Origin of the sequence: Adhaeribacter swui (assembly GCF_014217805.1) — a bacterium.
Lineage (GTDB): Bacteria > Bacteroidota > Bacteroidia > Cytophagales > Hymenobacteraceae > Adhaeribacter > Adhaeribacter swui.
The window spans coordinates 1,623,781-1,645,437 of sequence record NZ_CP055156.1 but is presented as its reverse complement, the minus strand read 5'-3'; the positions used below and the strand labels follow the sequence as shown (position 1 = coordinate 1,645,437).

Below are 21,657 nucleotides of genomic sequence, written 5' to 3'. Positions count from 1 at the left end.
TATTCGATTTAGCGTGTAGAAAAAATCAATAACCAGATACAACATTACAAAAATAAGAAAGCCGCTTTAATAAGCGGCTTTCAGATAAAGAGTTTTCCAATCTTTGCTAAAATCAGCACTTTCGCTGAAACTCACTTAAAGTTGTTTGTGAAGACACAAACAACGGCACTGCCCATTTTTACGAAAGTGCTAAAAATTTAAAATTTTAATCAGCTAGCAACTAAAAACGAACAACTAATAACGAAACTACTGCGCAATGCGGGTTACTTTAAACTCCGTGCGGCGGTTACGCTGGTGTTCTTCTTCGGTTTTGGCGTTCTTTACAATCAGGCGCGTTTCGCCGTAACCTTTAGCAGTAATTCGGTTCGAGGCAATACCTTTTGAAATGATATAATCTACGGCCGACTGGGCCCGGCGCTGCGACAAATCTAAGTTATAAGCGTCTTTGCCGCGAACGTCGGTGTGGGAGCTCAACTCGATGGTAATTTTGGGATTGTCGTTTAACGTTTGTACAATCTTATCCAGTTCGATGGCGGCATCCGGACGGATATCAGCTTTATCTAAATCGTAGTAAATATTCTCCACTACGATTGGTTTGTCTTTCACAATTTTGCTTAAAATTAAATCAGCTGTTAGGCGAATGTCGGTTTCGGGTTGGGTGAGTTGGGCTTGCGGCGGGGTTTTACCAATGGTGGTTATGGCCCGGCGGGCCGCAAAATAACCGGGATTTTCGGCTAGTATCGAGTAAGCCGTAGCTGTATCCAGTTTAAAGCTGAGTTTACCATCTGGCGAGGTAAAAGCCTGATCGACGGCGGTACCTTTGGCATCTTGCAACTCTACCCGGATCCGGCTCATGGGTCGGTAATTGGTAGTATTGGGTAATAACTCCCGAACGGTAACGTCTACGTAGAAATTAACCAGTTTAGGCTTCGCTTTCTTAAAAAAGTAAATGTCGTCGCTGCCTTTACCACCGGCCCGGTTCGACGAAAAATAACCCGACTCGTTGTTGAGCATGTACGGAGCAAAATCGTCGGCATTGGAATTAACGGGTACGCCCAGGTTTACAGGTTTGCCGTTATCTATCCGGAAAATATCTAAATTACCTAAGCCCGGATGGCCATCGGAAGAAATATACAAAGTGCCGTCGGCGGCAACAAACGGGAAGTTTTCGTTGCCCGGCGTATTAATTTCCGGACCTAAGTTTTCGGGAGCGGAGAACCGGCCTTGCGCATCCAATGTAGAGCGGTAAATATCGTTGCCGCCCTGGCCGCCTTTGCGGTCGGAGGCAAAATACAAGGTTTTGCCATCCGGCGAAAGTACCGGCGATGAATCCCAGGCATCTTTACTGTTGATGCTGAGTAACCGCGGCTCCGACCAAGTGCCTTTAAACCGCGAAACGTATAAATCTACGTTTAAAGTACCTTTGCGCTTGCCGGTATTGCTGCGGGCAAAAATCATAGTGGTACCGTCTTTACTAAAAGTTACGGCTGCTTCGTGGGCATCGGGGGTGTTAATGGGCGCGCCGATTTTCCGGACAGAGCCACCGGTTAATTGAACCGAATCATCGAAACGAATTGCAAAAATATCGTTAAAACCCTCGCCGTTGCCGGCATATTTTTTACCATCGCGGGTAGAAGAGAAATACAATTCGCCGTTGAGCAGGGTAGGGGCAAACTCCGCCGCTTCGGTATTTAATTGATCTAATGGTTTTACTTCGTTGTAGGTTTTGGTGTTGATTATTTCCGGAATAGCTCCCAGATTGCCCGCTTCGCGTTGGGCGCGCGATACCAAAAGTTTATTACTGCCCGCTTCGGCGTAACGCGAAAACTGGGCGCCGGCTTCGTTGTATTTGGCGTTGGCTTTTAAGGCCAAGCCATAGTAAAAGATCGCTTCTTCTTTTTTTAAGCCGGTATTAAGGGCGGCCTGGTAAAAAGGCTCGGCTTGTGCAATGCGGTTTGATAGACGGTACGATTCGGCTAATTTAAAATTTACGGGGCCGGGTTCGTTCGTATTTTTAAGGGCCTGCTGGTATAAACGAATGGCTTCTTCGTATTCGCCCTGCGCAAATTTTTTATCGGCTTTTCCTACGCTGCTTAAGGTTTTGCAAGAAGTAAATCCCGCCAAGACGGCGAGCAAGGCAATCAGGTAAAATCTATTCATATTATGGTAGCGTGGCAAGTAGCTGGTAATTTTTAAAATTTTTACGTTTTACTATTCTTTTGAGTAATACTGGCATTACAAATAGCAAGTGGCTAATTACCATTAAATAAAACGGGTAATAACCGTAAATACTAAAGAAACCAATATTATTTAAAATCAAGGTAATATATAAACGTAAAACTTAAACAAAATATTTGGCTAGCCAGCTTTCTTTTGCGGGTTTAGGCCAGGCCGATTGCAATTGACCACTCGTGTTAAGCAAGGTGTCAAAGTAAAGCGAATCGGCCTGAATTAATCCTTCTTTAATTTTATTTTTTATTTCGGGCAAAGGCACCGTTTGAATGGTATCGTTGTGCAAAAAGGCCAACTGGGTACGGTCGAAGAAAGACACGTGGAGCATGGTTTCCAGCTGCTTCACAAAATGAACGGAAGCATCGATGGAGCAACCACTCGGCGAGTTTACGTCTTCGTTGTTCGCAATAACCAAGAAACGATTGTATAATATTTCCGCGGAAGCCTGCAACTTAGAGCCGTGGCTGGTCCATTGGGTAATAAAATCTACTAAAACCGGCTTTATTCGCTCTACTTCTTCATCGGTTAAAGGTCGGCTGGCCTGGTAAATCCATAGGCGGGAACGGGGTGGTAATTGATCAAAGGGGATGTACATATTTCTTAGTGGTTAGGCCAAAGCGCACATCAATTAATTTAAAGTAGTGGCTTTGGAAGGTTGTTGTATATACTTATAACCGAAATGGGCCGAAAAGTTTGGCACTCGCTTCTTTAAAAACGAAAAATTTTAAAAAAATTTATTTTCTGATAAATAAAGATAGTTCCACGAGGAGGTAATACTGGAGTGATAACCCCGGTCGGTACCTTATAACTTACTTATTTGATTAACTAAACCTGCTCTAGTCTAAAGGCGATGGATTGTTAACTTTGGATCATAGACCATCAACAAAATTAAGCGTTCAGGTTTTCGGCCGAGGCAATGAGTTCGGCAATGTCGAATACTTTTACCTGATCTTCCTGGTTTTTGTTTTTTACGCCATCGCTGAGCATGGTCATGCAAAAAGGACAACCCACCGCAATTACCGAGGCGCCGGTTGCGAGAGCCTCTTCGGTCCGTTCGATATTTATATCTTTTTTGCCGGGTTCGGGTTCTTTCCACATTTGGGCACCCCCGGCGCCGCAGCAAAGCCCATTGGCCCGACTTCGTTTCATTTCTACTAAATCAGCATCTAGCGCAGCTAAAACCTCGCGGGGCGCTTCGTATACGCCATTGGCCCGGCCTAGGTAACACGAATCGTGAAAGGTGATGCGCTTGCCTTTAAATGCTTCGCCACCCGCTACGCGCACTTTACCTTCGTTGATTAGCTGCTGCAAAAACGTAGAATGGTGAATAACCTCGTAATTGCCGCCTAAAGCAGGGTATTCGTTTTTGAGGGTGTTAAAGCAGTGCGGGCACGCCGTTACAATTTTATTAATATTATAGCCATTCAGCACTTCAATATTGGTCATGGCCTGCATCTGGAACAAGAATTCGTTGCCGGCCCGTTTTGCCGGGTCGCCGGTGCAGCTTTCTTCTAAACCTAAAACCGCGTATTTGATACCTACATGCTCCAGTATGCGCACAAAAGCACGCGTTACATTCTTGTACCGATCATCAAAAGCGCCGGTGCAACCCACCCAAAATAATATTTCCGGTTCTTCTCCGCGAGCCATTAAATTAGCCATAACGGGCACCGTAATTTGTTTCTTCTCACTCATGGATTTAGATATTAGACGCTAGATATTAGACTTGAAATATGTAAAGACGTATCTATATCTAGTTAACGGATGAATTCGGATGTTAATTTTAATTTTTAAAAATCACCCAATTGATATTTTTATTATCAGCAGCATTACCCGAAATAGAAAAATTTAAAAAACCTTTCAACCTTACAATCTTTCAACTTTAAAACTTTCTAACCTGCAACTTGTAACCTACAACTTGTAACCTACTTCACGTTCACAAACAGGTTGTCGGCCCAGTTCAGGCGGTCGGAGGGCGAAAAGGCCCAGGGAGCGCCGTTGTTTTCGATGTTGGTAAACATGGCGTTTAAAGCCGCCGGTGCCGCTGATTCTTCAAGTACCAGAAAGCGCCGCATTTCCATAATAGACGATAACTGATCGATGTTAACGGGGCAGGCTTCTACGCAGGCGTTGCAGGTAGTGCAGGCCCAAAGTTCTTCGGGCGTTACGTAGCCGCGCAGCAAAGTTTTTTCTTCGGTTACTTTTACCCGCTCTTCGCCTTGTTCGTGGTAATGGTTTGGTTTAAAAATAGCCGGATGTTCGCCTTTTTCTTCCATGCGGTCGCGGGTATCCATTACAATTTTACGCGGCGACAGTAGCTTGCCGGTAATGTTAGCGGGACACACATCCGTACAACGGCCGCACTCGGTACAGGTATACGCGTCCATTAACTGCTTCCACGACAAATCTTCTACATCCTTTGCTCCGAATTTTTGCGGCTCCACTACTTCGGATAAAGGCGGTACCTGGTAGCTGGGGTCCAACATAGCTTTAATTTCGTGGGTAATGCTCTCGTTGGTGGTAAATTGCCCTTTGGGCTCCAGCTTGGAGTAATACACGTTCGGGAAAGCCATAATAATGTGGAAGTGCTTGGAACTAGGCAAATAATTTAAAAAAGCGAAGATGCCCAGAATGTGAAACCACCACCCCACGCTGCGCACGGCTTCTAAAGCCGATACGTTGGTGGTGTTCAACCCATTTACCAGCAGATTACTAATCGGGAAGCTACCCGTTAATTCCTCGCCCGAAATAGCCGCTAATTTTAAATCGGCGGTATTAAAAGTAAACAAAGCCAGCATCAACACGATTTCAGTAATTAAAATAACGTTCGCATCCAGCTTAGACCAGGCCCGCATTTCTGGTCCGCGGGTTAAGCGGGGTACTTTTGTGATGTTTCTTCGAATTAGAAACAGAACGCAAGCAATTATTACCAGAAAGGCCAGAACCTCGTTTACGGCCATTAAGCCGCTGTAAACCAGACCCAGAAAACGCAATGCCCGATGGGTGCCAAAAATGCCATCAATAATAATTTCCAGCACTTCAATGTTTATCACCACAAAACCCACGTAAACAATGCCGTGCAGAATAGCCGGCCAAGGGCGTTTAAACATTTTCTGTTGGCCGAAAGCAACCAACAATAATTTATTTAAGCGTTCTGAGTTATTACCGTTTATTTTTTTATCCCGGCCCAGATTAATATTCCGACGAATTTTTTGGATTTGCCAGACAAATAAACCCACCGCTAAAACCGTGATTAGCAGAAATATGATGTTGCTTATCATAAGCGAAGAATTTGTTATGCATACCGAGTACGTAAGATACTAAACAATTATTACATATTTTAATCAAAATTATTTCGCCAATCTATTTGCAACATCCGTACAAAGTGTTACTTTTGCATCACTTTTTAACGAAAGGAGCTGGTGATGTAGCTCAGTCGGTAGAGCAAAGGACTGAAAATCCTTGTGTCGTTGGTTCGATTCCAATCATCACCACCAGCTTTAAAAGCCTCAGAGAAATCTGAGGCTTTTTTTATGCGTACTATTTAAGGTTTTGCCCTTCATCAGTCTAGTATGAGATCAGCATGAGACTAATTAACTATACGTAATCTCGCGCACAGGGCTTATTTTCTATCCTACTTTAATTATCTACTGACTCCCTCTTCTGCGGCAAAAAGCTTATTATAATCTACTGGGTACATGAAGTTAGCGGTTAAACTTAATACCCTCCATGGGTTTTCATTAGCTATTTAAGGTAGCTTCTTAAAAATATGATGAAGATTTTACTTAATAATAATTGGTTCTGAGTAGTCTTAAGCAATTATGTAAAATTTAAACATTAGCAAATGGCAGCCAACTTCAAGCTCTTTACCTAATCATCCTAATCTAAATATAAGTCGTATACTACTAATTAGAGGCATAATCATTTAATTGTAAGACCATGAACGTAGCACCAAAACCAAACCATTTGGAGCGCCTTAATAGCGCCAGTAATCCCAGGTGGATGGATGCCTTACGCTTCCTGCTGGGATTGTTTCTTTTTGTAAAAGGTATCTTGTTTTTAGAGCACAACAGTGATGTGTTTTATCTATTCAGTTCCAGTCAACGGCTGGTATCTATGGAAAAAGCCCTGCTATTCACCAGTATGTTTCATATTGTAGGCGGACTGATGATTGCCATTGGTTGTTTAACCCGTTTTGCCATACTTTGCCAGTTCCCGATTGTAATTACCGCCATGCTGGTGGTGAACCCGCAGCGGGGTGTCCGGTTAGAAAATACAGAACTCTGGCTCTCTATCCTTATAACGGGCTTGTTGGTATTTTTTATGATTGTTGGCCCGGGGCGCTATTCAGTAGATAATAAGATTTTTCGTCCGCAATTGCCTGCTTCGGAACATTAAAAAACTTTCCCCTGCCTGCTTCAGCAGGAATGTTTAATCGATGAAGAAAGAATTATGCGGGGGTGGTAAAAACGGAGCTTCTAAATCAATCATTTCCAGAAGGGTTGATTCAATCATTTTACTCATTCCATTTAAAGCCAGATCGTTAGGCTCCAAGCCAAAAGGTTCCTCAATTTCACTCACAACAGCATCTAAGCCCATAAAGGCGTATCCCGTTAGTACAACAAATAAGGGCGTCATCCAGCCGCTACTATCCACTAAGCCAAAAGGTAACAAATAGCAATAAGCATAAACAGTGCGGTGTAAAAGCAAAGTATAAGGGAAAGGAATAGGCGTGTTGGCAATTCTTTCACAGCCGCCAACAATTTCAGACAGTTTGTTCAAATTATAATCAAAAGCCGTTTCTGTCACAGAATCGATGTGTCCTTCCTGCTTTCTTTGTTGTATCCAAATTCCTAATTCCTTTAATATGCGTATGGGCTTATACTGACCTTTCTGGATAGAAGTAGCTAAGGATGTGGGTAATAACCGGGTCAGGTCAGAGTTGGCTTCTGTTTGCCGGAGCTGATGCTTAAGGGTGTAAGTAAAAGCAATTAGAAGATGCACAAACAAACTTACCTGGGGTGAATTTGCCGACAGGCCACTCATGGTTATTGCTTGCCGGGTTAAAGACCGAGTGGTATTTAAGAGTGAGCCCCAGAGTTTGCGCGCTTCCCAAAAGCGTTCATAACTGGCATTATTCCGGAACCCTAAGAAAATGGCTAAAGCAATACCAATAAAAGTTAAAGGAACCGGATTAAAAGAAAAATCATAATCCAATAACTTTCCCCGGAAGTAGACTACCAGTACAGAAAATAAAAATAAAAAGACTAACCGGGGCAGAATATCCTTTAAAATGGAGCCCCGCCAGACAAAAAGTAAACGAAGCCAATTTTGTTTTTCTCTTACAATCATAATCGTTCCATCCTGAATGATAGATAGTTTTGGGAACATCGTTAACCGGGAGCTACCTATCTTTGCCTAACTACGTATGAAAGTACTGGAAGAGCGACGATAAAAACACTAGATGGAAAGAAAGATCATTAATAAAGGAATTCCTATTTCGGTTTCTTTAACTCCCACCTTAGAGGCGGAGAACATTCGGCCCCAGATTTCACCCAATAAACAAAGGCTATTACTAATGGCAGCTTTGGCCGTTTTGGTAGGAGTGTGTATCAGTTTCATTGCTAAATTATTGGTTTACTTAATTGATCTGGTTACGAATATCTCTTTTTATGGGAGCTTTTCGGTAGAACCAAACAGCCCTGCGCATCATTCCTTGGGTGCGTTTGTGATAGTGGTGCCGGTTATTGGCGGAATAATTATTGGGTTAATGGCTTTGTACGGCTCCAAGGCCATTCGGGGGCATGGCATTCCTGAGGCTATGGAGCAGGTTTTAACCAATCAAAGTAAAATAAAACCTTCCATCACTTATTTAAAACCGGTTTCTTCGGCTATCTCTATTGGTACAGGCGGTCCGTTTGGGGCAGAAGGGCCAATTATTGCCACGGGCGGGGCACTTGGTTCCACGTTGGGGCAATTATTAAATATTACCCACATTGAGCGTAAAATACTACTCGCCGCCGGGGCTACTGCCGGTATGTCGGCCATATTCGGTAGCCCGATTGCCGCTATTTTCCTGGCTATTGAGTTGCTGTTATTTGAGTTTTCGCCCCGTTCTATTATTCCGGTAGCTTTGGCCTGTATTACCGGAGCCGCCGGGCACCATTATTTGTTTGAATCAGGGCCAGTTTTCCCTATCGAAAAATTTATTACGGTTCCTTCTAACACCGCTTTAGCTGCCTATAGTGCTATCGGAATTTTAGTAGGCATAGTATCGGTGCTGGTGACCAAAGCGGTTTATTGGATTGAAGATGCTTTCGAAAAGCTGCCGATCCACTGGATGTGGTGGCCCTCCTTGGGCGGATTAGTAGTGGGAGTGGTGGGGTATTTTGCGCCACGTACTCTGGGTGTGGGCTATGAGAATATTACCGATATTCTCTCGGGTACGATGCCCTTACAGATAGTATTATCGTTGTGCTTTTTTAAATTTATTTCTTGGGCCATTGCCTTAGGGAGTGGCACGTCCGGTGGTACCCTGGCGCCTTTGTTAACGATTGGTGCGGCTACGGGTGCTTTATTAGGAGGATTGATTAACTATTTGTTTCCAGGTGCGGGTATTACGCTTACCTTAGCGGCTCTGGTAGGCATGTCGGCTATGTTTGCGGGAGCTTCCCGGGCGCTGCTCACCTCTATTATTTTTGCCATTGAAACCACCGCGCAGTCGAATGCTTTACTGCCGCTTTTAGCTTCCTGTACTGCCTCGTATTTTATTTCCTTTTTTCTGATGGAGAATACCATTATGACCGAGAAAATTGCTCGCCGGGGAGTAAAAACACCGCATTCCTACGAGCCGGATATTTTGGAAAAAACAAGCATTGGCCAGGTGATTCAGGAGAATGGACTCGCTCTAAGTGCGGAAAATCAGATTGGCGAAGTCCGGGAATGGTTGAAAAAAGAGCAGGAAGATACCAATAACTATTTTGTTATAGTAAATCCGGACCAAAGCTTCAAGGGTATCATCAGTTCTTCCAACTTATTTAGTAATCATCATCAGCCGGATACTTTAGTCGGAACCCTCATAAAACGAAAACCCACTTCTATATCTATTGCCAGCAGCCTGCGTACGGCGGTAGAAATAATGGCGAAAGAAAATGTAGACGTTTTACCCGTAGTATCCAAAGAAAATACGTTGATTGGCGTGCTCACTTATAAAGATATAATTGCGGCCTATAAAAAGAACATAGAAGAGCACGAAAAACAAGTTCCTAATCTCTCCCTGAAAAAGTACCGGCTACGGATATTGCAACACGGACAAAAATTAATGACGACAGGAAAAAAGAATGCAAAAGAATAGCTCATAATCTGAACTGGTAGAAAATAACAAGCAGAAGCCGATTCTAAAATGGTGGAATGATTAGCGGTAACGGCGTTTCCATACTTTATACCAGTGCTTGTTTATCGGATAACGGCGGTGTGGCGTTAGGTTATTAAATACTAGGGCCACGAGCAAGAGTATTATTACGCCCGATAGTACCGGGCTTAACACGTAAAAGTAGCCTAAGCTTTGAATTTTAGGCGAACCGATAGTAGCGATTAAGGCGGTAGCTCCGCCCGGCGGGTGCAGGGTTTTTGTTATTTGCATCAACACAATGGAAAGCGATACCGAAAGCGCACTAGCCAGCCATAACTCATGAGGAATTAACTGATGGACGGTAACCCCTACCAGGGCCGAAAGAACATGTCCGCCGATTAAATTACGGGGTTGAGCCAAAGGGCTATTGATAATACCATAGGTTAACACGGAAGAAGCGCCAAAAGAGCCAATTAAAAAAAGATTATCGGATGCCGAGAAATAGCGGCTGTTTAATAAACCAATTAAGCTAATGCCTATAAAAGAGCCAATAAAAGTCCAGAAATGTTCTTGGAAATCCAGCAGCGTTTCTTTATAAAAAACATACCTGGCTCGACGGGCATGCTTTTTCAACTTTTTCTTCATGCAATAATTTCTAAATAGAATTTTAAACAAAGGTAGCGAGAGAAAGTTTCCCCGAAAGATTCTGTAGCAAATTTGCGGGATGGGCCTTTGTTTTAATTACAGGTATTAGCAGAAGATAATCCGCTTTTTTAAATTATGCCTTTTGGAGATTGTAGATCGGAGGAGCTGTGAACCTAAGCCCGCTTTTTTTAAGATTTGGTTTTAAGAAGTGCTAAAATTTTAAATAATGCGGCGTTAAAAACAATTCAAATAAAAAAGCCATCTCCTGCGTAAGAAGATGGCTTCCTGAAATTTGAAAATTTTTAAAATTAGTACGGCTTCGCTTCGTGCGAAACTTCCTGGGCTTCTTGTACGCCGGCTTGTGGCGAAGTTGCTCCGCTTGGTCCTTTATCTTCTTGCGATTTAGTAGTTTTGCTTAATCCTTCGGCTACCCGACGGCCATAATCTTCATCGGCTAAAGTAAAGTTCTCAATCATTTTATCCTGAATACGCTTGTCGCAAGTAGCCAAGGTATTTACCAGGTTGTTAATTAAATCGTCGCGTTCCCAATCTTCAAAGTTCCGGTACGTTTCGCCGGCCTGTTTAAAGTCGTTGGTACGGTCGATCTTCTGACGAACTAAATTTGCTTCGTAGCGCGGCATATAATCTTTACCGACTTTTGGAGCTTCTTTTACATTGTTTAAGGTAGAGGGCTCGTAGTTTATGTGCTTGTTCTGGCCTTGTGCAAAGTCTGTTTTGTAAGACATTTGTCCACCACGCTGGTTCGTTACCACCTGGTTCTTAGGAGCGTTAATTGGCAATTGCAAGTAGTTTGGTCCTACGCGGTAACGCTGGGTATCAGAATAGGAGAAAGTCCGGCCCTGTAACATTTTGTCATCAGAGAAATCCAAACCATCAACTAAAACGCCGGTACCAAAAGCAGACTGCTCTACTTCGTTAAAATAATCTTCCGGATTCCGGTTCAAAGTCATTTTACCTACTGGCAAGAACGGGAACTGATCGGTTGGCCACAGCTTGGTATCGTCCAACGGATCAAAGTCTAATTCTGGATGCTCATCATCGCTCATAATCTGCACGCACAATTCCCACTCCGGATAGTCGCCTTTATCAATAGCCTGGAACAAATCCTGGGTAGCGTGGTTAAAGTTTTTCGCCTGAATAGCTTCGGCTTCGGCTTGGGTTAAGTTACGAATGCCTTGTTTCAATGGCTCCCAGTGGTATTTAACCAACACGGCTTCGCCATCGGCATTTACCCACTTGTAGGTGTTTACGCCAGAGCCTTGCATTTGCCGGTAGTTAGCCGGAATACCCCACGGCGAAAACAGGAAAGTAGCCATATGGGTAGATTCCGGAGTATTGCAGATAAAATCAAATATCCGCTCGCCACTTTGAATGTTGGTTACCGGATCTGGTTTTTGCGAGTGAATTAAATCCGGAAATTTCATGGCATCCCGGATAAAGAAAATTTTAAGGTTATTACCTACTAAATCCCAGTTACCATCTTCGGTGTAAAATTTAACGGCAAAACCACGCGGGTCGCGCAAGGTTTCTGGAGAATGGCCCCCGTGACCTACCGTAGAAAACCGCACGAATACCGGGGTTTGTTTTCCTTTTTGCTGAAATAATTTAGCACGGGTGTATTTGGCAATTGGCTCGCCGCCTACTGTACCGTAAGCTTCAAAAATACCGTGAGCTCCGGCTCCGCGAGCGTGCACTACACGTTCCGGAATCCGTTCGCGGTCGAAGTGAGAGATTTTTTCTATAAAGTGGTAGTTCTCCATGGTAGCCGGTCCCCGGTTACCAACGGTGCGGATATTCTGGTTGTCAGTAACGGGGTGTCCTTGCCGGGTGGTGAGAATTTGTTTCTCGCCGCTGGTAGCTGCTCCGTTAGTAGCAGTACCGTTTTGCCCGGATGAGTTTTGTGTTCCGTTTTCTTCTGGTTGCATAAGTTTAGTATTAGATAAAATTATTATTTACCATTAAATCGAGCCCCAAGTTACGATTCACCGATTTAAATTCCATTAATAAACAATTAATTTCTTGATAAGGCTTTTAGAATCAACCATAATAAAAAAGCCGACGCGTATAAGGCTACTTTCTTGTTAGGGTCTATAACTTGTTAAACTAACAATTAAATTTAAACAGGTAGCTTTTTCGAAAGTTTATAACCTTTTACTCCACTTTTAATTTACAATATTGATATAAGTCGTAGGATGCCGAAGCATAGCCTTTTTTATAAGCTTGCGAAAAAAACTGACAAGCCTCGTCTTTCCGGTCTAAATCGTAATAAGCTTTGCCAATTAAGTAAAGCAAGCGGCCTTCCTGCGATTTATTAGTTAAGGCTTGCTGGTAATCCGGGATTGCTTTTTGAGGCTCGCCTATTAAATAATAACAATAACCCCGGTATAATAAAGCTTCGCTCCGTTTAAGGGCATCGGTGTGCGGAAATTTTAAAAAAGAGCTAAAATCCTGAATGGCTTGCGGATAGGTATTTAAAAAAGTAGCCCGGATCATGCCACGTTCAAAATAGGCGGGTGCATAAACCTGGTTTACCTGAATGGCCCGTGTCATTTGGTTTTCGGCTAAGGTGTCGCGGCGCAGCTTTTCGTAACACCGTCCTTTATCGTAAAATAACTCGGCAGCAGGTTGCTTGGTTCGTGTAATAGCTTCGTTTAAGTCCGAGATAGCGGCCGGATAATTCTCGTAAACATTCATCTCGATTCTGGCCCTACGCGAGTAAGCATCGACAAAGTTGGGTTTAAAATATATGGTTTTGGTGAGTAAGCTGTGGGCCCGGCTCCATTGTTCCGTTTTAATATATTGCAGCGCCGCCCGGTAGTTACTCATACCGGTAATATGGTCCATTAATAATTTTACCAGCAAGCTGGCTATTATAATGCCTACAAAAATGGCAATAACTATTTTTAAATCTTTGCGTTGAAATTGCCGCTGGGGAATGTTGCGGTAGTGCCGTTCAGCATAAGTAGCTGGTTCCCGGGTGCGCACCGGAACCTGGTACTGGGTTTGTTGCATGGCACGTAGCTGCGCAAGTAAGTATTGCAACTGCCAATCATACACAGCGCGCTTCTTCTCGTCGGATAAAACCTGATACGCCTCGTTCACCACCTTAAACTTTTCTTCAAACAAAGGGTTGCCCTGGTGTTTATCCGGGTGATACTGCCGGGCCAGCCTCTTGTAAGCAGCTTTTATTTCGGCGGCCGTAGCAGAAGGATTTACTTCTAATACGGTATAATAATTCTGATTCAAAGATACCTGCGGATTATATATAAGCGCTATTTTAAAAATAACGCTTTTTTTAGACAATTATGCTTTAAAATTCGTAATACAATTTTCAAATAATAGTGGTTCCTTAATATTTTTTACTTTAATAACGTACACGTAACTAGACTTAACTAAACCAACACTATGCTTAACGACGACAAAGGCTCTAAAACGGAAAGCCTGATCAGCAATTTAATGGGTTATATTGATACCCGCATCGATCTGATAAAGTTAGAAGTACAAACCAAACTGAAAGATGGGTTTGTAGGCTTAATGCGCGCCGTAGTACTAGGCTTTGCTGCTTTTATGGCCTTAATATTTTTTAATATATTTATTGGCCTACTCCTGAATGATTTACTCGATAGCCATTTTTGGGGTTTCGGAATTGTAACTTTATTCTACGTTATTTTGCTAGTAATAGTAATTATGGGCGTTGATAAAAAAATATTTAATAACCTGGCCGACAAAACTTTCGATAATACTGTATACAAAGACGATAAAAGAAATCAACCATTATGAACGAACTAAATAATCCGCTTTTCGAAGATAAAAGAGAGTTTTTGGAAAGACAGAAGCAAGAATATAAGAATGCTTTACTGGGCGATGTTGCAGAATTAAAAAATCAATCGCAGGAAATAGGCAAAAAGGTGCTTATTGGCGGCGGCGCTTTAGTGGGAGTGTGGTTATTAAGTAAAATGCTTCGGGGAGGAGGAGGCCGTAAAAAAAAAAGTAAAGCCTTAAAAACTGGTCTGCAAAAACAGCTAACAGCAACTACTACGCGAACAGCTGCTGCTGGTACGCACCGGGATGGTATTGCCCCCGATAACGATAATTACAACTACCAGGCGGGCCAGGTACCGCCGGTAAGTTCGTTTTACCAGCCCCAATCGCCGCAACCCTCGTTTATGGGCGAGTTAACCAAGGCTTTTATGGAGTCCGAAATGGCTAAAGCTTTATCTACCCAAATTACGGCGTTTTTATTGGTGTATGTTACCAAAAAATTAGAAGACTACCTGCAAGTGCCCAAAAATCCTGATATTGTGGTCACAAAAGAGCCTGAAACCAGGGATATTGATTTTTCATACCACGAAGAGGATGCCGTTTAGCCGGATTTACGAACAAATAGTCCAGAAAAAACAACAGAAACAAAAGTTATTTGCGGTACTGCTCGACCCTGATAATCTAACAGCAGCAGCTTGCGAGAGACTTATTCAAATGAGTGAGTCTTATTCTATCGATTATTTTTTGGTAGGCGGCAGCCTGGTTACTACCGCTAACCAGGGGCCGCTTATTTCTTTATTAAAGCAAAAAAGCAACATTCCGGTAATTCTTTTCCCCAGCAGTAGCTTACACATTGATGCGCAAGCTGATGCTATATTATTGCTTTCGTTGATATCGGGCCGTAATCCGGAATTTTTAATTGGGCAGCACGTACTGGCTGCCCCTCTTTTAAAAGCCAGCAAATTAGAAGTTTTACCTACGGGTTATATGCTTATTGATGCCGGGCAACCCACCACGGCGTCGTATATGAGCGGCAGTATGCCCATACCCCGTAATAAGCCCACTATCGCCGCCAGCACGGCTTTAGCGGGTGAGTTGTTAGGATTGCGCCTTATTTTTTTAGATGCGGGCAGCGGCGCACAAAACCCTATACCGGCAGCTATGATTCAGGCGGTAAGGCAAGCTACGGAGGTACCTTTGATTGTGGGTGGTGGCATTAATTCGGCGCAAAAAATAGAAGATGCTTTGCAGGCCGGCGCAGATATGATTGTGGTGGGCAGTGAGGTTGAAAGTAACCCGGAGTTTATGCAAACCATTGCCTCCGTCCGGAGCCGGGTGAATGCTTTTGAATAATTCCTAAATCATAAAAATTTAAAAAACAGAAAAGCCGCTAAAGATCATTTAGCGGCTTTTCTGTTTTTAAATTTTTAATTAAATATTCATGGCTGATTCCCGGCGACGCATTTTACCGGCCGGAATACCAAACATCATTTTAAAACGACGGCAGAAATAAGCGGTATCTTTGTAGCCTACTTCTTTACCAATTTCGCGGATGCTTTTCTTGGTAGTGCGCAGCAAGAATACAGCGCGCTCCATGCGCTGGTACTCAATGTAATCCTGCGGGTTAATACCGGTAAGCATTTTAAAATATTGGCCTACGTAGTCCTCCGATACGTTTGCTACGTTAGAAAGTACCTTGTTCGATAAATCGCCACCAATATTTTCTTTAATGTAGTTGAACAGGTCAATCAAACGAGGATCTTTAAAGTAGGTGCTGTTGGTAGCCAATTGCTCCACGAACATCTTGTTTTTAAGAATGTACCGGATTATCTCTACCATAATGTTTTCGGTATAGATATTTATCAGGCGTTCTTTACCCGGTAAATCCTGCATGCTTTCCTCAATTACTTTAATAATTAAGTTAGCCAGCTTAGAATTGTTAGAGATTAAGAAGGCCGGCACATCCAACGACGAAAAGAAATTAACCGAATCAAACACCTTGGCTTCAAAACTTACGAAGCTGTGGCTTTCCTCGGCATCCCCGATTAAATCCAAATCGTTGTTGCTCCGGAAGAACTTTTCTTTATTGCTGATTAAGTCATCATTAGATATCATGCGGCTATCAGGATCGCCGTAATAAATCTTTGTGCTCCGGCCACCGGGCACAAATAACATCTCGCCTTCTTCTACAACTTGCTTCTCATCGCCAAAGGCAATTACCCCTCTGTGGAGCAATATAAGGTTATTGCCTACGTCATAATAGTTCCGGACACCAAATGGTTGCTGCAATACATAATTCTTAGATTTAATATATCGCACCGCCAGGGATTCAATAACCTTATTGTAATCTTCCATGATTGGTATTTTATCGTTATTTTATTGATAGTTAGATTATAGTGTTTAAAATTACTATATATCTTTTAAAAAGTCAAAATTAATTGAAAAATTATTATACGCCAATTAATCGATATATTATTTTTGAACAGTACTATTTCAACATAGCAGTATTCTGTTATTTAAGTAGCTCTCTTGATATTACTATTTTCTGGATCTCTGAAGTGCCTTCGTAGATTTGGGTAATTTTGGCATCGCGCATGAGCCGTTCTACGTGATATTCTTTCACAAAACCATAGCCGCCATGTACCTGCACGGCTTCAACAGTGGTGTCCATGGCTACCTTAGAAGAAAACAATTTTGCCATAGCGCCAGATTTGGCGTAATCTCGTCCGGCATCTTTGTCGCTGGCCGCTTGCAGGCAAAGTAGCCGGGCTGCTTCTATGTTGGTAGCCATATCGGCTAACTTAAACTGAATGGCCTGGTGTTTAGCAATTTCAACTCCAAAGGCTTTGCGTTCTTTCGCGTATTTAACGGATAACTCGTAAGCTCCGGAAGCAATTCCTAAAGCTTGGGCAGCTATTCCAATGCGGCCCCCATTTAATACGCTCATGGCAAACTTAAATCCAAATCCGTCTTCGCCGATGTGGTTCTCTTTGGGCACTTTTACATCGGTAAACATTAAAGAATGCGTATCCGAACCACGTATGCCCAATTTGTTTTCTTTTTTGCCAACCACAAAACCCGGTGTGTCCCGCTCCACTATAAACGCATTAATGCCTTTGTGCCGCTTTTCGGGGTAAGTTTGGGCAATTACCAGGTAAACCGTAGCAGTGCTGCCGTTCGTAATCCAGTTTTTGGTACCATTAAGAAGATAATAATCCCCATAATCAACGGCAGTGGTACGTTGCATGGTAGCATCAGAACCAGCTTCGGGTTCTGATAAGCAGAAGGCACCAATAATTTCGCCGGTAGCTAGCTTGTGCAGGTATTTTTGCTTTTGTTCTTCGGTGCCGTATTTTTCCAGGCCCCAGCATACCAGCGAGTTGTTCACCGACATTACCACCGATGCCGAGGCATCTACCTTCGAGATTTCTTCCATGGCCAGTACGTATGAAACGGTATCCATGCCACCACCGCTGTATTTGGGGTCTACCATCATGCCCAGGAAGCCAAGCTCGCCCATTTTTTTTATTTGCTCCGCCGGAAATTTTTGCTCCTCGTCGCGTTCAATAACTCCCGGTAATAATTCGGTTTGGGCAAAATCACGAGCCGCTTCTTGCACAGCTAATTGTTCTTCGGTTAATCTGAAATCCATTTTGCTTTATGAGGTTATATGAAGTTATATGAAGTTATATGAAGTTATATGAAGTAATGCCCCTATATGGCTAAACTACGGGCTTTTAGTAAAACAATTGACTTAACGCACCCACTAATTACTATTACGTTTTATTTAGCATATAGCCGAGGTTAAGTATTTAAATATACTATACGTAAAACGCAAAACTAATATGCATGCATACCTTTTATTTAAAATTTATAAACTATTTGTAACGGAAGTTCTCAACAAAACTATAGGTTAATTATATAAAAGCGGTATAGCGTTAGAAACAGGGTGGATTGATAAGTTGCTAAAACAAAAATGCCCCTGCTTTGCAAAGCAGAGGCATTAAAATTAAAATATTTTAAAAATTTAGAGGGTAGGTGCTTAATCGCGACGGCCCATTAAAAGCGAAACATAATACAGTAAGGTAGCTAAAGAACCCAGGGCAGCTACTACGTAAGTTAAAGCAGCCCATTTTAAAGAATCTTTGGCCATGGCGTGTTCCTGGGTGGTTACTACTCCCCGGCGGTCCATCCAGGCTAAGGCCCGTCTGCTGGCATCAAACTCCACCGGCAAGGTAATAAAGCTAAATAAGGTGGTTAAGGCAAACAGCGCTACCCCAATGGCTAATGGTATAATAGTCGTCTGGATCATGAAAATACCAATCAAGATAATCCATTGCATGTACCGCGAAGCAACACTTAAAGCCGGCACCATGGCAGAACGGAATTTAAGCATGCTATAAGCAGTAGCGTGTTGTACGGCGTGTCCGCATTCGTGCGCAGCCACTGCTGCAGCTGCGGCACTCCGCGAAGCGTAAACACCTTCGCTTAAGTTCACGGTTTTATCAGCCGGGTTATAATGGTCCGTTAATTGGCCTTCAGTAGAAATTACCCGTACATCCCGGATGTTATAATCAGCCAACATCATCTCGGCAATCTCACGGCCACTTAAGCCCGAGTGTAATCCAATCTGAGAATATTGCGCAAATTTACTTTTAAGTCGCCAGCTTACAAATAAGCTAACCAACATTACCAATATGGCTATTAAATATATTCCACCCATTTTCTATTAACTTTTAATTTGTTGTTTTATTTTCTCGACAATTCGTGTGGTCGAATACCCTTTTACGAGTTCAATCGTTTTTACGGTTCCTCCGTTTTTCATAACGATATCATGCCCCACAATATTTTCGATGGCATAATCATCGCCTTTCACCAGAATATCTGGTTGTATTGCTGCGATTAGCTCATAAGGGGTATCTTCCGCAAACAAGATTACCATATCAACAAACAACAAGGATGCCATAATACGCGCCCGTGACATTTCGTCTTGAAGTGGACGCTCCGGGCCTTTTAAACGACAAATAGAACTATCTGTATTTAAACCTAATACTAATTTATTGCCTAATTGGCGGGCTTTTTCGAGGTAGTCTACGTGGCCTAAATGAAGGATATCAAAGCACCCATTGGTAAAAACAATTTTATCGCCGGCGGCGCGCCATTGGTTAATTACGGCTAAAGCATCAGGTAAATTTTTAAAAATTTTATTTTGGGAGTTTGTCATACGCTACTGATTTTAGTTCTGGTTCCAGTGCCGGTTCTGGTTTAATGCGTGTCCGCTGAAACATACTTACTACAAAACTAATACCGCCCAATAACACCACGAATAATGTTTGTGAAGTATGCGTTACCAAGGCATACGCCATGCCGGTTTCTTTAGGCAAGCTATATAGTAATAAGGTAGAACGAACCATGATATGAAATACGCCTATCCCGCCCTGCACCGGAGCGCTCATGCCTAAACTACCCACTACCAACACCGACAAAGCAGCGCCCAAACTTAAATCAGTGGTACCCGGAAGAGCCAAAAAGCCTACGTAACCCGTTAAAAAGTAAGTAAGCCAAACAAAGAGCGTGTGCGCAATAAAAACAGCTTTATTCCTTAATTTTAAAATGCTAAAAATACCTGCAGCAACTCCTTGTATAAAACCTTTAATTTTAAGGTATAAGGCATTTTTTTTTAATTTTTCCCGGAAGATGTAAAATAAAATTGTTCCCAGTAAAATAACTAATAGAAAAGCCCCTCCCAGTCGTAATATCCAATCGCTTTTAGTACCATAACCAGCTACTTTACTCGAAAACATATTCCAAAAGAAAGCATGAATACGATCAAATTCAATCAGGAAGGCGGCTCCGGTTAAAAGCAGCAGCATGAGCATATCCAGTAGCCGTTCGGTAATAACGGTGCCAAAAGAAGCTTTAACGGTTACATTGCTGGTTTTACGTAAAATGCTGCAACGGATAACTTCGCCGGCCCGGGGTAATACTAAATTGGCCAGGTACCCCACCATCATGGCGTGGTAAGTTTCGATGGCTTTCAGGTGATAACCTAAAGGTTCCAGCTGCATTTTCCAGCGATAAGCCCGGCTCCAATAACCGGCCAAGGCCAACAATAGCGAAACGCCAATCCAGAAATAATTAACGTGTTGTAACTGTTTCCATACTAAAGTAAAATCAATACCCTTTAAGGCATACCACATAAGTAACACAGATAGGCCAACTAACAAAATATATTTACCAAGGGTAACCAGAGTTTTCATGCAAGAATTACTACTGTTAAACTAACCGGTTATTTTGATCCGGGAAAATAAGGGTAGGTTGGTGCGTTTTTGCTTCCAAGAAATCAATCTGGCAATAAGAAATTACAATTACAATGTCGCCTACCTGTACTTTTCGGGCTGCCGGGCCATTCAGGCAAACTACGCCGGTACCGCGTTCACCTTTAATTATATAGGTTTCGAAACGCTCGCCGTTGTTAATATTTACTATTTGTACTTTTTCATTTTCCACTAAATTAGCGGCATCAATCAAATCTTCATCAATGGTAATGCTGCCCACGTAATGGAGTTCGGCTTGGGTGACTTTTACACGATGAATTTTTGATTTTAAAACTTCTATTAACATTTTTAAAATTTTTTAAAATTGGAGGGCAAAGGTAGGTAATTTTGTACTATCTTATAACAAAGAGCTAAGCCAAGGGTTTAAAGAGTCTGTTGTTAGGGGTGTTACTACCTTATTGCGGGTCCAGCACAATATTATCAATCAAACGTACATCGCCCAGGTAAGCGGCCAGGCATAAAGCCAAGGGCTTCACAAAATCTACAATGGGCTGTAATGTCTCCGCATCTACTATCTCAAAATACTCCAGTTTTATGGCCGGGTATTTTTGTAAGAACGTGTTTACTTGCGATTTAATTTCCTGCAGGGGCATTTGTTTGCCTTTAATCAAACCGGCGGCTTGCTGAAGCGCTTCGTAAAGCTGCGGAGCCAATTGACGCGAGGCAGGCGATAAGCGCTGATTGCGGGAAGACATGGCCAAACCATCGGGTTCGCGTACTATACTGTGGCATACTAGTTCTAAATCAAAGCTTAAGTCCCGGACTAATTGCCTGATAATGGCAAATTGCTGCAAATCTTTCTGGCCAAAATAAGCCCGGTGAGGCTTAATCAGGTGAAATAATTTACTAACTACTGTAGCTACCCCGTTAAAATGGCCCGGCCGGTAAAAGCCTTCCATTACCTGCTCCAAAGCACCAAAATTAAACTTTAACACTGCGGGGTGCTCGTACATTTCCGATGCCAGGGGCATAAACACAATGTCGCAATTATTTTCCTGCAACAAAGCTAAATCCAGATCCACAGTTTTAGGATATAAGCGGTAATCTTCGGGGTTGTTAAACTGAATGGGGTTTACAAAAATGCTGCAAATAGTAACGGTATTATGCTGAACAGCAGCGCGCAATAGTGCCAGATGGCCAGCGTGTAAGGCTCCCATTGTAGGCACCAAACCAATAATTTTTCCGGATGCCCGCAGGTTATCTGTAATATTTTTAATTTCTGAGAGATGCGTAATTACTTGCATTAATTCTTGAGAATGTTTAGCTGAAAAACTGGTAAGCTTAAGTTTTAAGTAAATAAATTGAAAA

General features: G+C 42.6%; 20 protein-coding genes and 1 tRNA gene. 6 read left to right on the top strand and 15 right to left on the bottom strand.

The window, feature by feature from the left end; translation table 11 throughout:
- Positions 1-246: 246 nt before the first annotated feature.
- From HUW51_RS07610 to HUW51_RS07595, 4 genes are all read right to left on the bottom strand, one after another.
- Positions 247-2,160, bottom strand: coding sequence for an OmpA family protein (locus HUW51_RS07610; RefSeq protein ID WP_185273376.1), 1,914 nt, complete (start codon positions 2,158-2,160; stop codon positions 247-249).
- Positions 2,161-2,341: 181 nt separating this feature from the next.
- Entirely contained in the window at positions 2,342-2,827 is a 486-nt protein-coding gene (locus HUW51_RS07605; RefSeq protein ID WP_185273375.1) for a hypothetical protein, read from the bottom strand.
- Between the two features lie 293 nt (positions 2,828-3,120).
- On the bottom strand, positions 3,121-3,894 hold the full coding sequence (locus HUW51_RS07600) for a (Fe-S)-binding protein (RefSeq protein WP_185274462.1): 774 nt from the start codon (positions 3,892-3,894) through the stop codon (positions 3,121-3,123).
- A gap of 263 nt (positions 3,895-4,157) precedes the next feature.
- Positions 4,158-5,513 carry a (Fe-S)-binding protein gene (locus HUW51_RS07595; RefSeq protein WP_185273374.1) on the bottom strand — a complete coding sequence of 452 codons (1,356 nt, stop codon included), beginning with the start codon at positions 5,511-5,513 and terminating at the stop codon, positions 4,158-4,160.
- Positions 5,514-5,653: 140 nt separating this feature from the next.
- On the opposite strand from HUW51_RS07595, the gene HUW51_RS07590 reads away from it, so the two are divergent.
- Positions 5,654-5,729 (top strand) — tRNA-Phe (locus HUW51_RS07590).
- 442 nt (positions 5,730-6,171) lie between these two features.
- Complete coding sequence (locus HUW51_RS07585; RefSeq protein ID WP_185273373.1) at positions 6,172-6,630, top strand: DoxX family protein; 459 nt, start codon at positions 6,172-6,174, stop codon at positions 6,628-6,630.
- A gap of 33 nt (positions 6,631-6,663) precedes the next feature.
- Here HUW51_RS07585 and HUW51_RS07580 read toward each other — a convergent pair whose 3' ends face one another.
- Entirely contained in the window at positions 6,664-7,623 is a 960-nt protein-coding gene (locus HUW51_RS07580; protein WP_228466963.1) for a bestrophin family protein, read from the bottom strand.
- A 73-nt stretch (positions 7,624-7,696) separates the two neighbouring features.
- Between HUW51_RS07580 and HUW51_RS07575 the strand changes: the two genes are divergently transcribed.
- Positions 7,697-9,586 carry a chloride channel protein gene (locus tag HUW51_RS07575; RefSeq protein ID WP_185273372.1) on the top strand — a complete coding sequence of 630 codons (1,890 nt, stop codon included), beginning with the start codon at positions 7,697-7,699 and terminating at the stop codon, positions 9,584-9,586.
- Between the two features lie 60 nt (positions 9,587-9,646).
- Here HUW51_RS07575 and HUW51_RS07570 read toward each other — a convergent pair whose 3' ends face one another.
- From HUW51_RS07570 to HUW51_RS07560, 3 genes are all read right to left on the bottom strand, one after another.
- Positions 9,647-10,228 carry an HPP family protein gene (locus HUW51_RS07570; protein ID WP_185273371.1) on the bottom strand — a complete coding sequence of 194 codons (582 nt, stop codon included), beginning with the start codon at positions 10,226-10,228 and terminating at the stop codon, positions 9,647-9,649.
- 308 nt (positions 10,229-10,536) lie between these two features.
- Complete coding sequence (locus HUW51_RS07565; protein ID WP_185273370.1) at positions 10,537-12,174, bottom strand: catalase; 1,638 nt, start codon at positions 12,172-12,174, stop codon at positions 10,537-10,539.
- 226 nt (positions 12,175-12,400) lie between these two features.
- The gene (locus tag HUW51_RS07560; protein ID WP_185273369.1) at positions 12,401-13,495 is read right to left on the bottom strand and encodes a J domain-containing protein; all 1,095 of its coding nucleotides are present in this window, start codon (positions 13,493-13,495) and stop codon (positions 12,401-12,403) included.
- Positions 13,496-13,654: 159 nt separating this feature from the next.
- Between HUW51_RS07560 and HUW51_RS07555 the strand changes: the two genes are divergently transcribed.
- Genes HUW51_RS07555 through HUW51_RS07545 form a run of 3 tightly spaced genes read left to right on the top strand, consistent with a single transcriptional unit; the run spans position 13,655 to position 15,364 of the window.
- On the top strand, positions 13,655-14,029 hold the full coding sequence (locus HUW51_RS07555; protein ID WP_185273368.1) for a phage holin family protein: 375 nt from the start codon (positions 13,655-13,657) through the stop codon (positions 14,027-14,029).
- The gene (locus tag HUW51_RS07550; protein WP_185273367.1) at positions 14,026-14,616 is read left to right on the top strand and encodes a hypothetical protein; all 591 of its coding nucleotides are present in this window, start codon (positions 14,026-14,028) and stop codon (positions 14,614-14,616) included. The genes HUW51_RS07555 and HUW51_RS07550 overlap by 4 nt, the downstream gene beginning before the upstream one ends.
- Positions 14,606-15,364, top strand: a complete 759-nt coding sequence (locus tag HUW51_RS07545; RefSeq protein WP_185273366.1) for a geranylgeranylglyceryl/heptaprenylglyceryl phosphate synthase — start codon at positions 14,606-14,608, stop codon at positions 15,362-15,364. Before HUW51_RS07550 ends, HUW51_RS07545 begins: the two co-directional genes overlap by 11 nt.
- 78 nt (positions 15,365-15,442) lie before the next feature.
- Here the strand turns inward: HUW51_RS07545 and HUW51_RS07540 are convergent, their stop codons facing one another.
- The 7 genes from HUW51_RS07540 to panC all read right to left on the bottom strand — a co-directional run bounded on the left by HUW51_RS07540 (position 15,443) and on the right by panC (position 21,593).
- On the bottom strand, positions 15,443-16,366 hold the full coding sequence (locus HUW51_RS07540; protein WP_185273365.1) for an AraC family transcriptional regulator: 924 nt from the start codon (positions 16,364-16,366) through the stop codon (positions 15,443-15,445).
- A 157-nt stretch (positions 16,367-16,523) separates the two neighbouring features.
- A complete protein-coding gene (locus HUW51_RS07535) occupies positions 16,524-17,663 on the bottom strand; it encodes an acyl-CoA dehydrogenase (RefSeq protein ID WP_185273364.1) in 1,140 nt (379 codons plus the stop codon).
- 390 nt (positions 17,664-18,053) lie between these two features.
- Positions 18,054-18,734, bottom strand: a complete 681-nt coding sequence (locus HUW51_RS07530) for a zinc metallopeptidase (protein ID WP_185273363.1) — start codon at positions 18,732-18,734, stop codon at positions 18,054-18,056.
- A gap of 6 nt (positions 18,735-18,740) precedes the next feature.
- Positions 18,741-19,235: a D-glycero-beta-D-manno-heptose 1-phosphate adenylyltransferase gene (gene rfaE2, locus HUW51_RS07525; RefSeq protein WP_185273362.1), complete on the bottom strand. Its 495-nt coding sequence runs from the start codon at positions 19,233-19,235 to the stop codon at positions 18,741-18,743.
- Positions 19,216-20,271: a lysylphosphatidylglycerol synthase transmembrane domain-containing protein gene (locus HUW51_RS07520; RefSeq protein ID WP_185273361.1), complete on the bottom strand. Its 1,056-nt coding sequence runs from the start codon at positions 20,269-20,271 to the stop codon at positions 19,216-19,218. Before HUW51_RS07520 ends, rfaE2 begins: the two co-directional genes overlap by 20 nt.
- Before the next feature lie 16 nt (positions 20,272-20,287).
- A complete protein-coding gene (panD, locus tag HUW51_RS07515) occupies positions 20,288-20,635 on the bottom strand; it encodes an aspartate 1-decarboxylase (RefSeq protein WP_185273360.1) in 348 nt (115 codons plus the stop codon).
- Positions 20,636-20,744: 109 nt separating this feature from the next.
- Complete coding sequence (gene panC / locus HUW51_RS07510) at positions 20,745-21,593, bottom strand: pantoate--beta-alanine ligase (RefSeq protein ID WP_185273359.1); 849 nt, start codon at positions 21,591-21,593, stop codon at positions 20,745-20,747.
- Positions 21,594-21,657: the final 64 nt, after the last annotated feature.

Coding starts and splice junctions, on each gene's coding strand:
- HUW51_RS07610 (WP_185273376.1), bottom strand. CDS start 2,160: ATGAATAGATTTTACCTGATTGCCTTGCTCGCCGTCTTGGCGGGATTT.
- HUW51_RS07605 (WP_185273375.1), bottom strand. CDS start 2,827: ATGTACATCCCCTTTGATCAATTACCACCCCGTTCCCGCCTATGGATT.
- HUW51_RS07600 (WP_185274462.1), bottom strand. CDS start 3,894: ATGGCTAATTTAATGGCTCGCGGAGAAGAACCGGAAATATTATTTTGG.
- HUW51_RS07595 (WP_185273374.1), bottom strand. CDS start 5,513: ATGATAAGCAACATCATATTTCTGCTAATCACGGTTTTAGCGGTGGGT.
- HUW51_RS07585 (WP_185273373.1), top strand. CDS start 6,172: ATGAACGTAGCACCAAAACCAAACCATTTGGAGCGCCTTAATAGCGCC.
- HUW51_RS07580 (WP_228466963.1), bottom strand. CDS start 7,623: ATGTTCCCAAAACTATCTATCATTCAGGATGGAACGATTATGATTGTA.
- HUW51_RS07575 (WP_185273372.1), top strand. CDS start 7,697: ATGGAAAGAAAGATCATTAATAAAGGAATTCCTATTTCGGTTTCTTTA.
- HUW51_RS07570 (WP_185273371.1), bottom strand. CDS start 10,228: ATGAAGAAAAAGTTGAAAAAGCATGCCCGTCGAGCCAGGTATGTTTTT.
- HUW51_RS07565 (WP_185273370.1), bottom strand. CDS start 12,174: ATGCAACCAGAAGAAAACGGAACACAAAACTCATCCGGGCAAAACGGT.
- HUW51_RS07555 (WP_185273368.1), top strand. CDS start 13,655: ATGCTTAACGACGACAAAGGCTCTAAAACGGAAAGCCTGATCAGCAAT.
- HUW51_RS07550 (WP_185273367.1), top strand. CDS start 14,026: ATGAACGAACTAAATAATCCGCTTTTCGAAGATAAAAGAGAGTTTTTG.
- HUW51_RS07545 (WP_185273366.1), top strand. CDS start 14,606: ATGCCGTTTAGCCGGATTTACGAACAAATAGTCCAGAAAAAACAACAG.
- HUW51_RS07540 (WP_185273365.1), bottom strand. CDS start 16,366: ATGGAAGATTACAATAAGGTTATTGAATCCCTGGCGGTGCGATATATT.
- HUW51_RS07535 (WP_185273364.1), bottom strand. CDS start 17,663: ATGGATTTCAGATTAACCGAAGAACAATTAGCTGTGCAAGAAGCGGCT.
- HUW51_RS07530 (WP_185273363.1), bottom strand. CDS start 18,734: ATGGGTGGAATATATTTAATAGCCATATTGGTAATGTTGGTTAGCTTA.
- rfaE2 (WP_185273362.1), bottom strand. CDS start 19,235: ATGACAAACTCCCAAAATAAAATTTTTAAAAATTTACCTGATGCTTTA.
- HUW51_RS07520 (WP_185273361.1), bottom strand. CDS start 20,271: ATGAAAACTCTGGTTACCCTTGGTAAATATATTTTGTTAGTTGGCCTA.
- panD (WP_185273360.1), bottom strand. CDS start 20,635: ATGTTAATAGAAGTTTTAAAATCAAAAATTCATCGTGTAAAAGTCACC.
- panC (WP_185273359.1), bottom strand. CDS start 21,593: ATGCAAGTAATTACGCATCTCTCAGAAATTAAAAATATTACAGATAAC.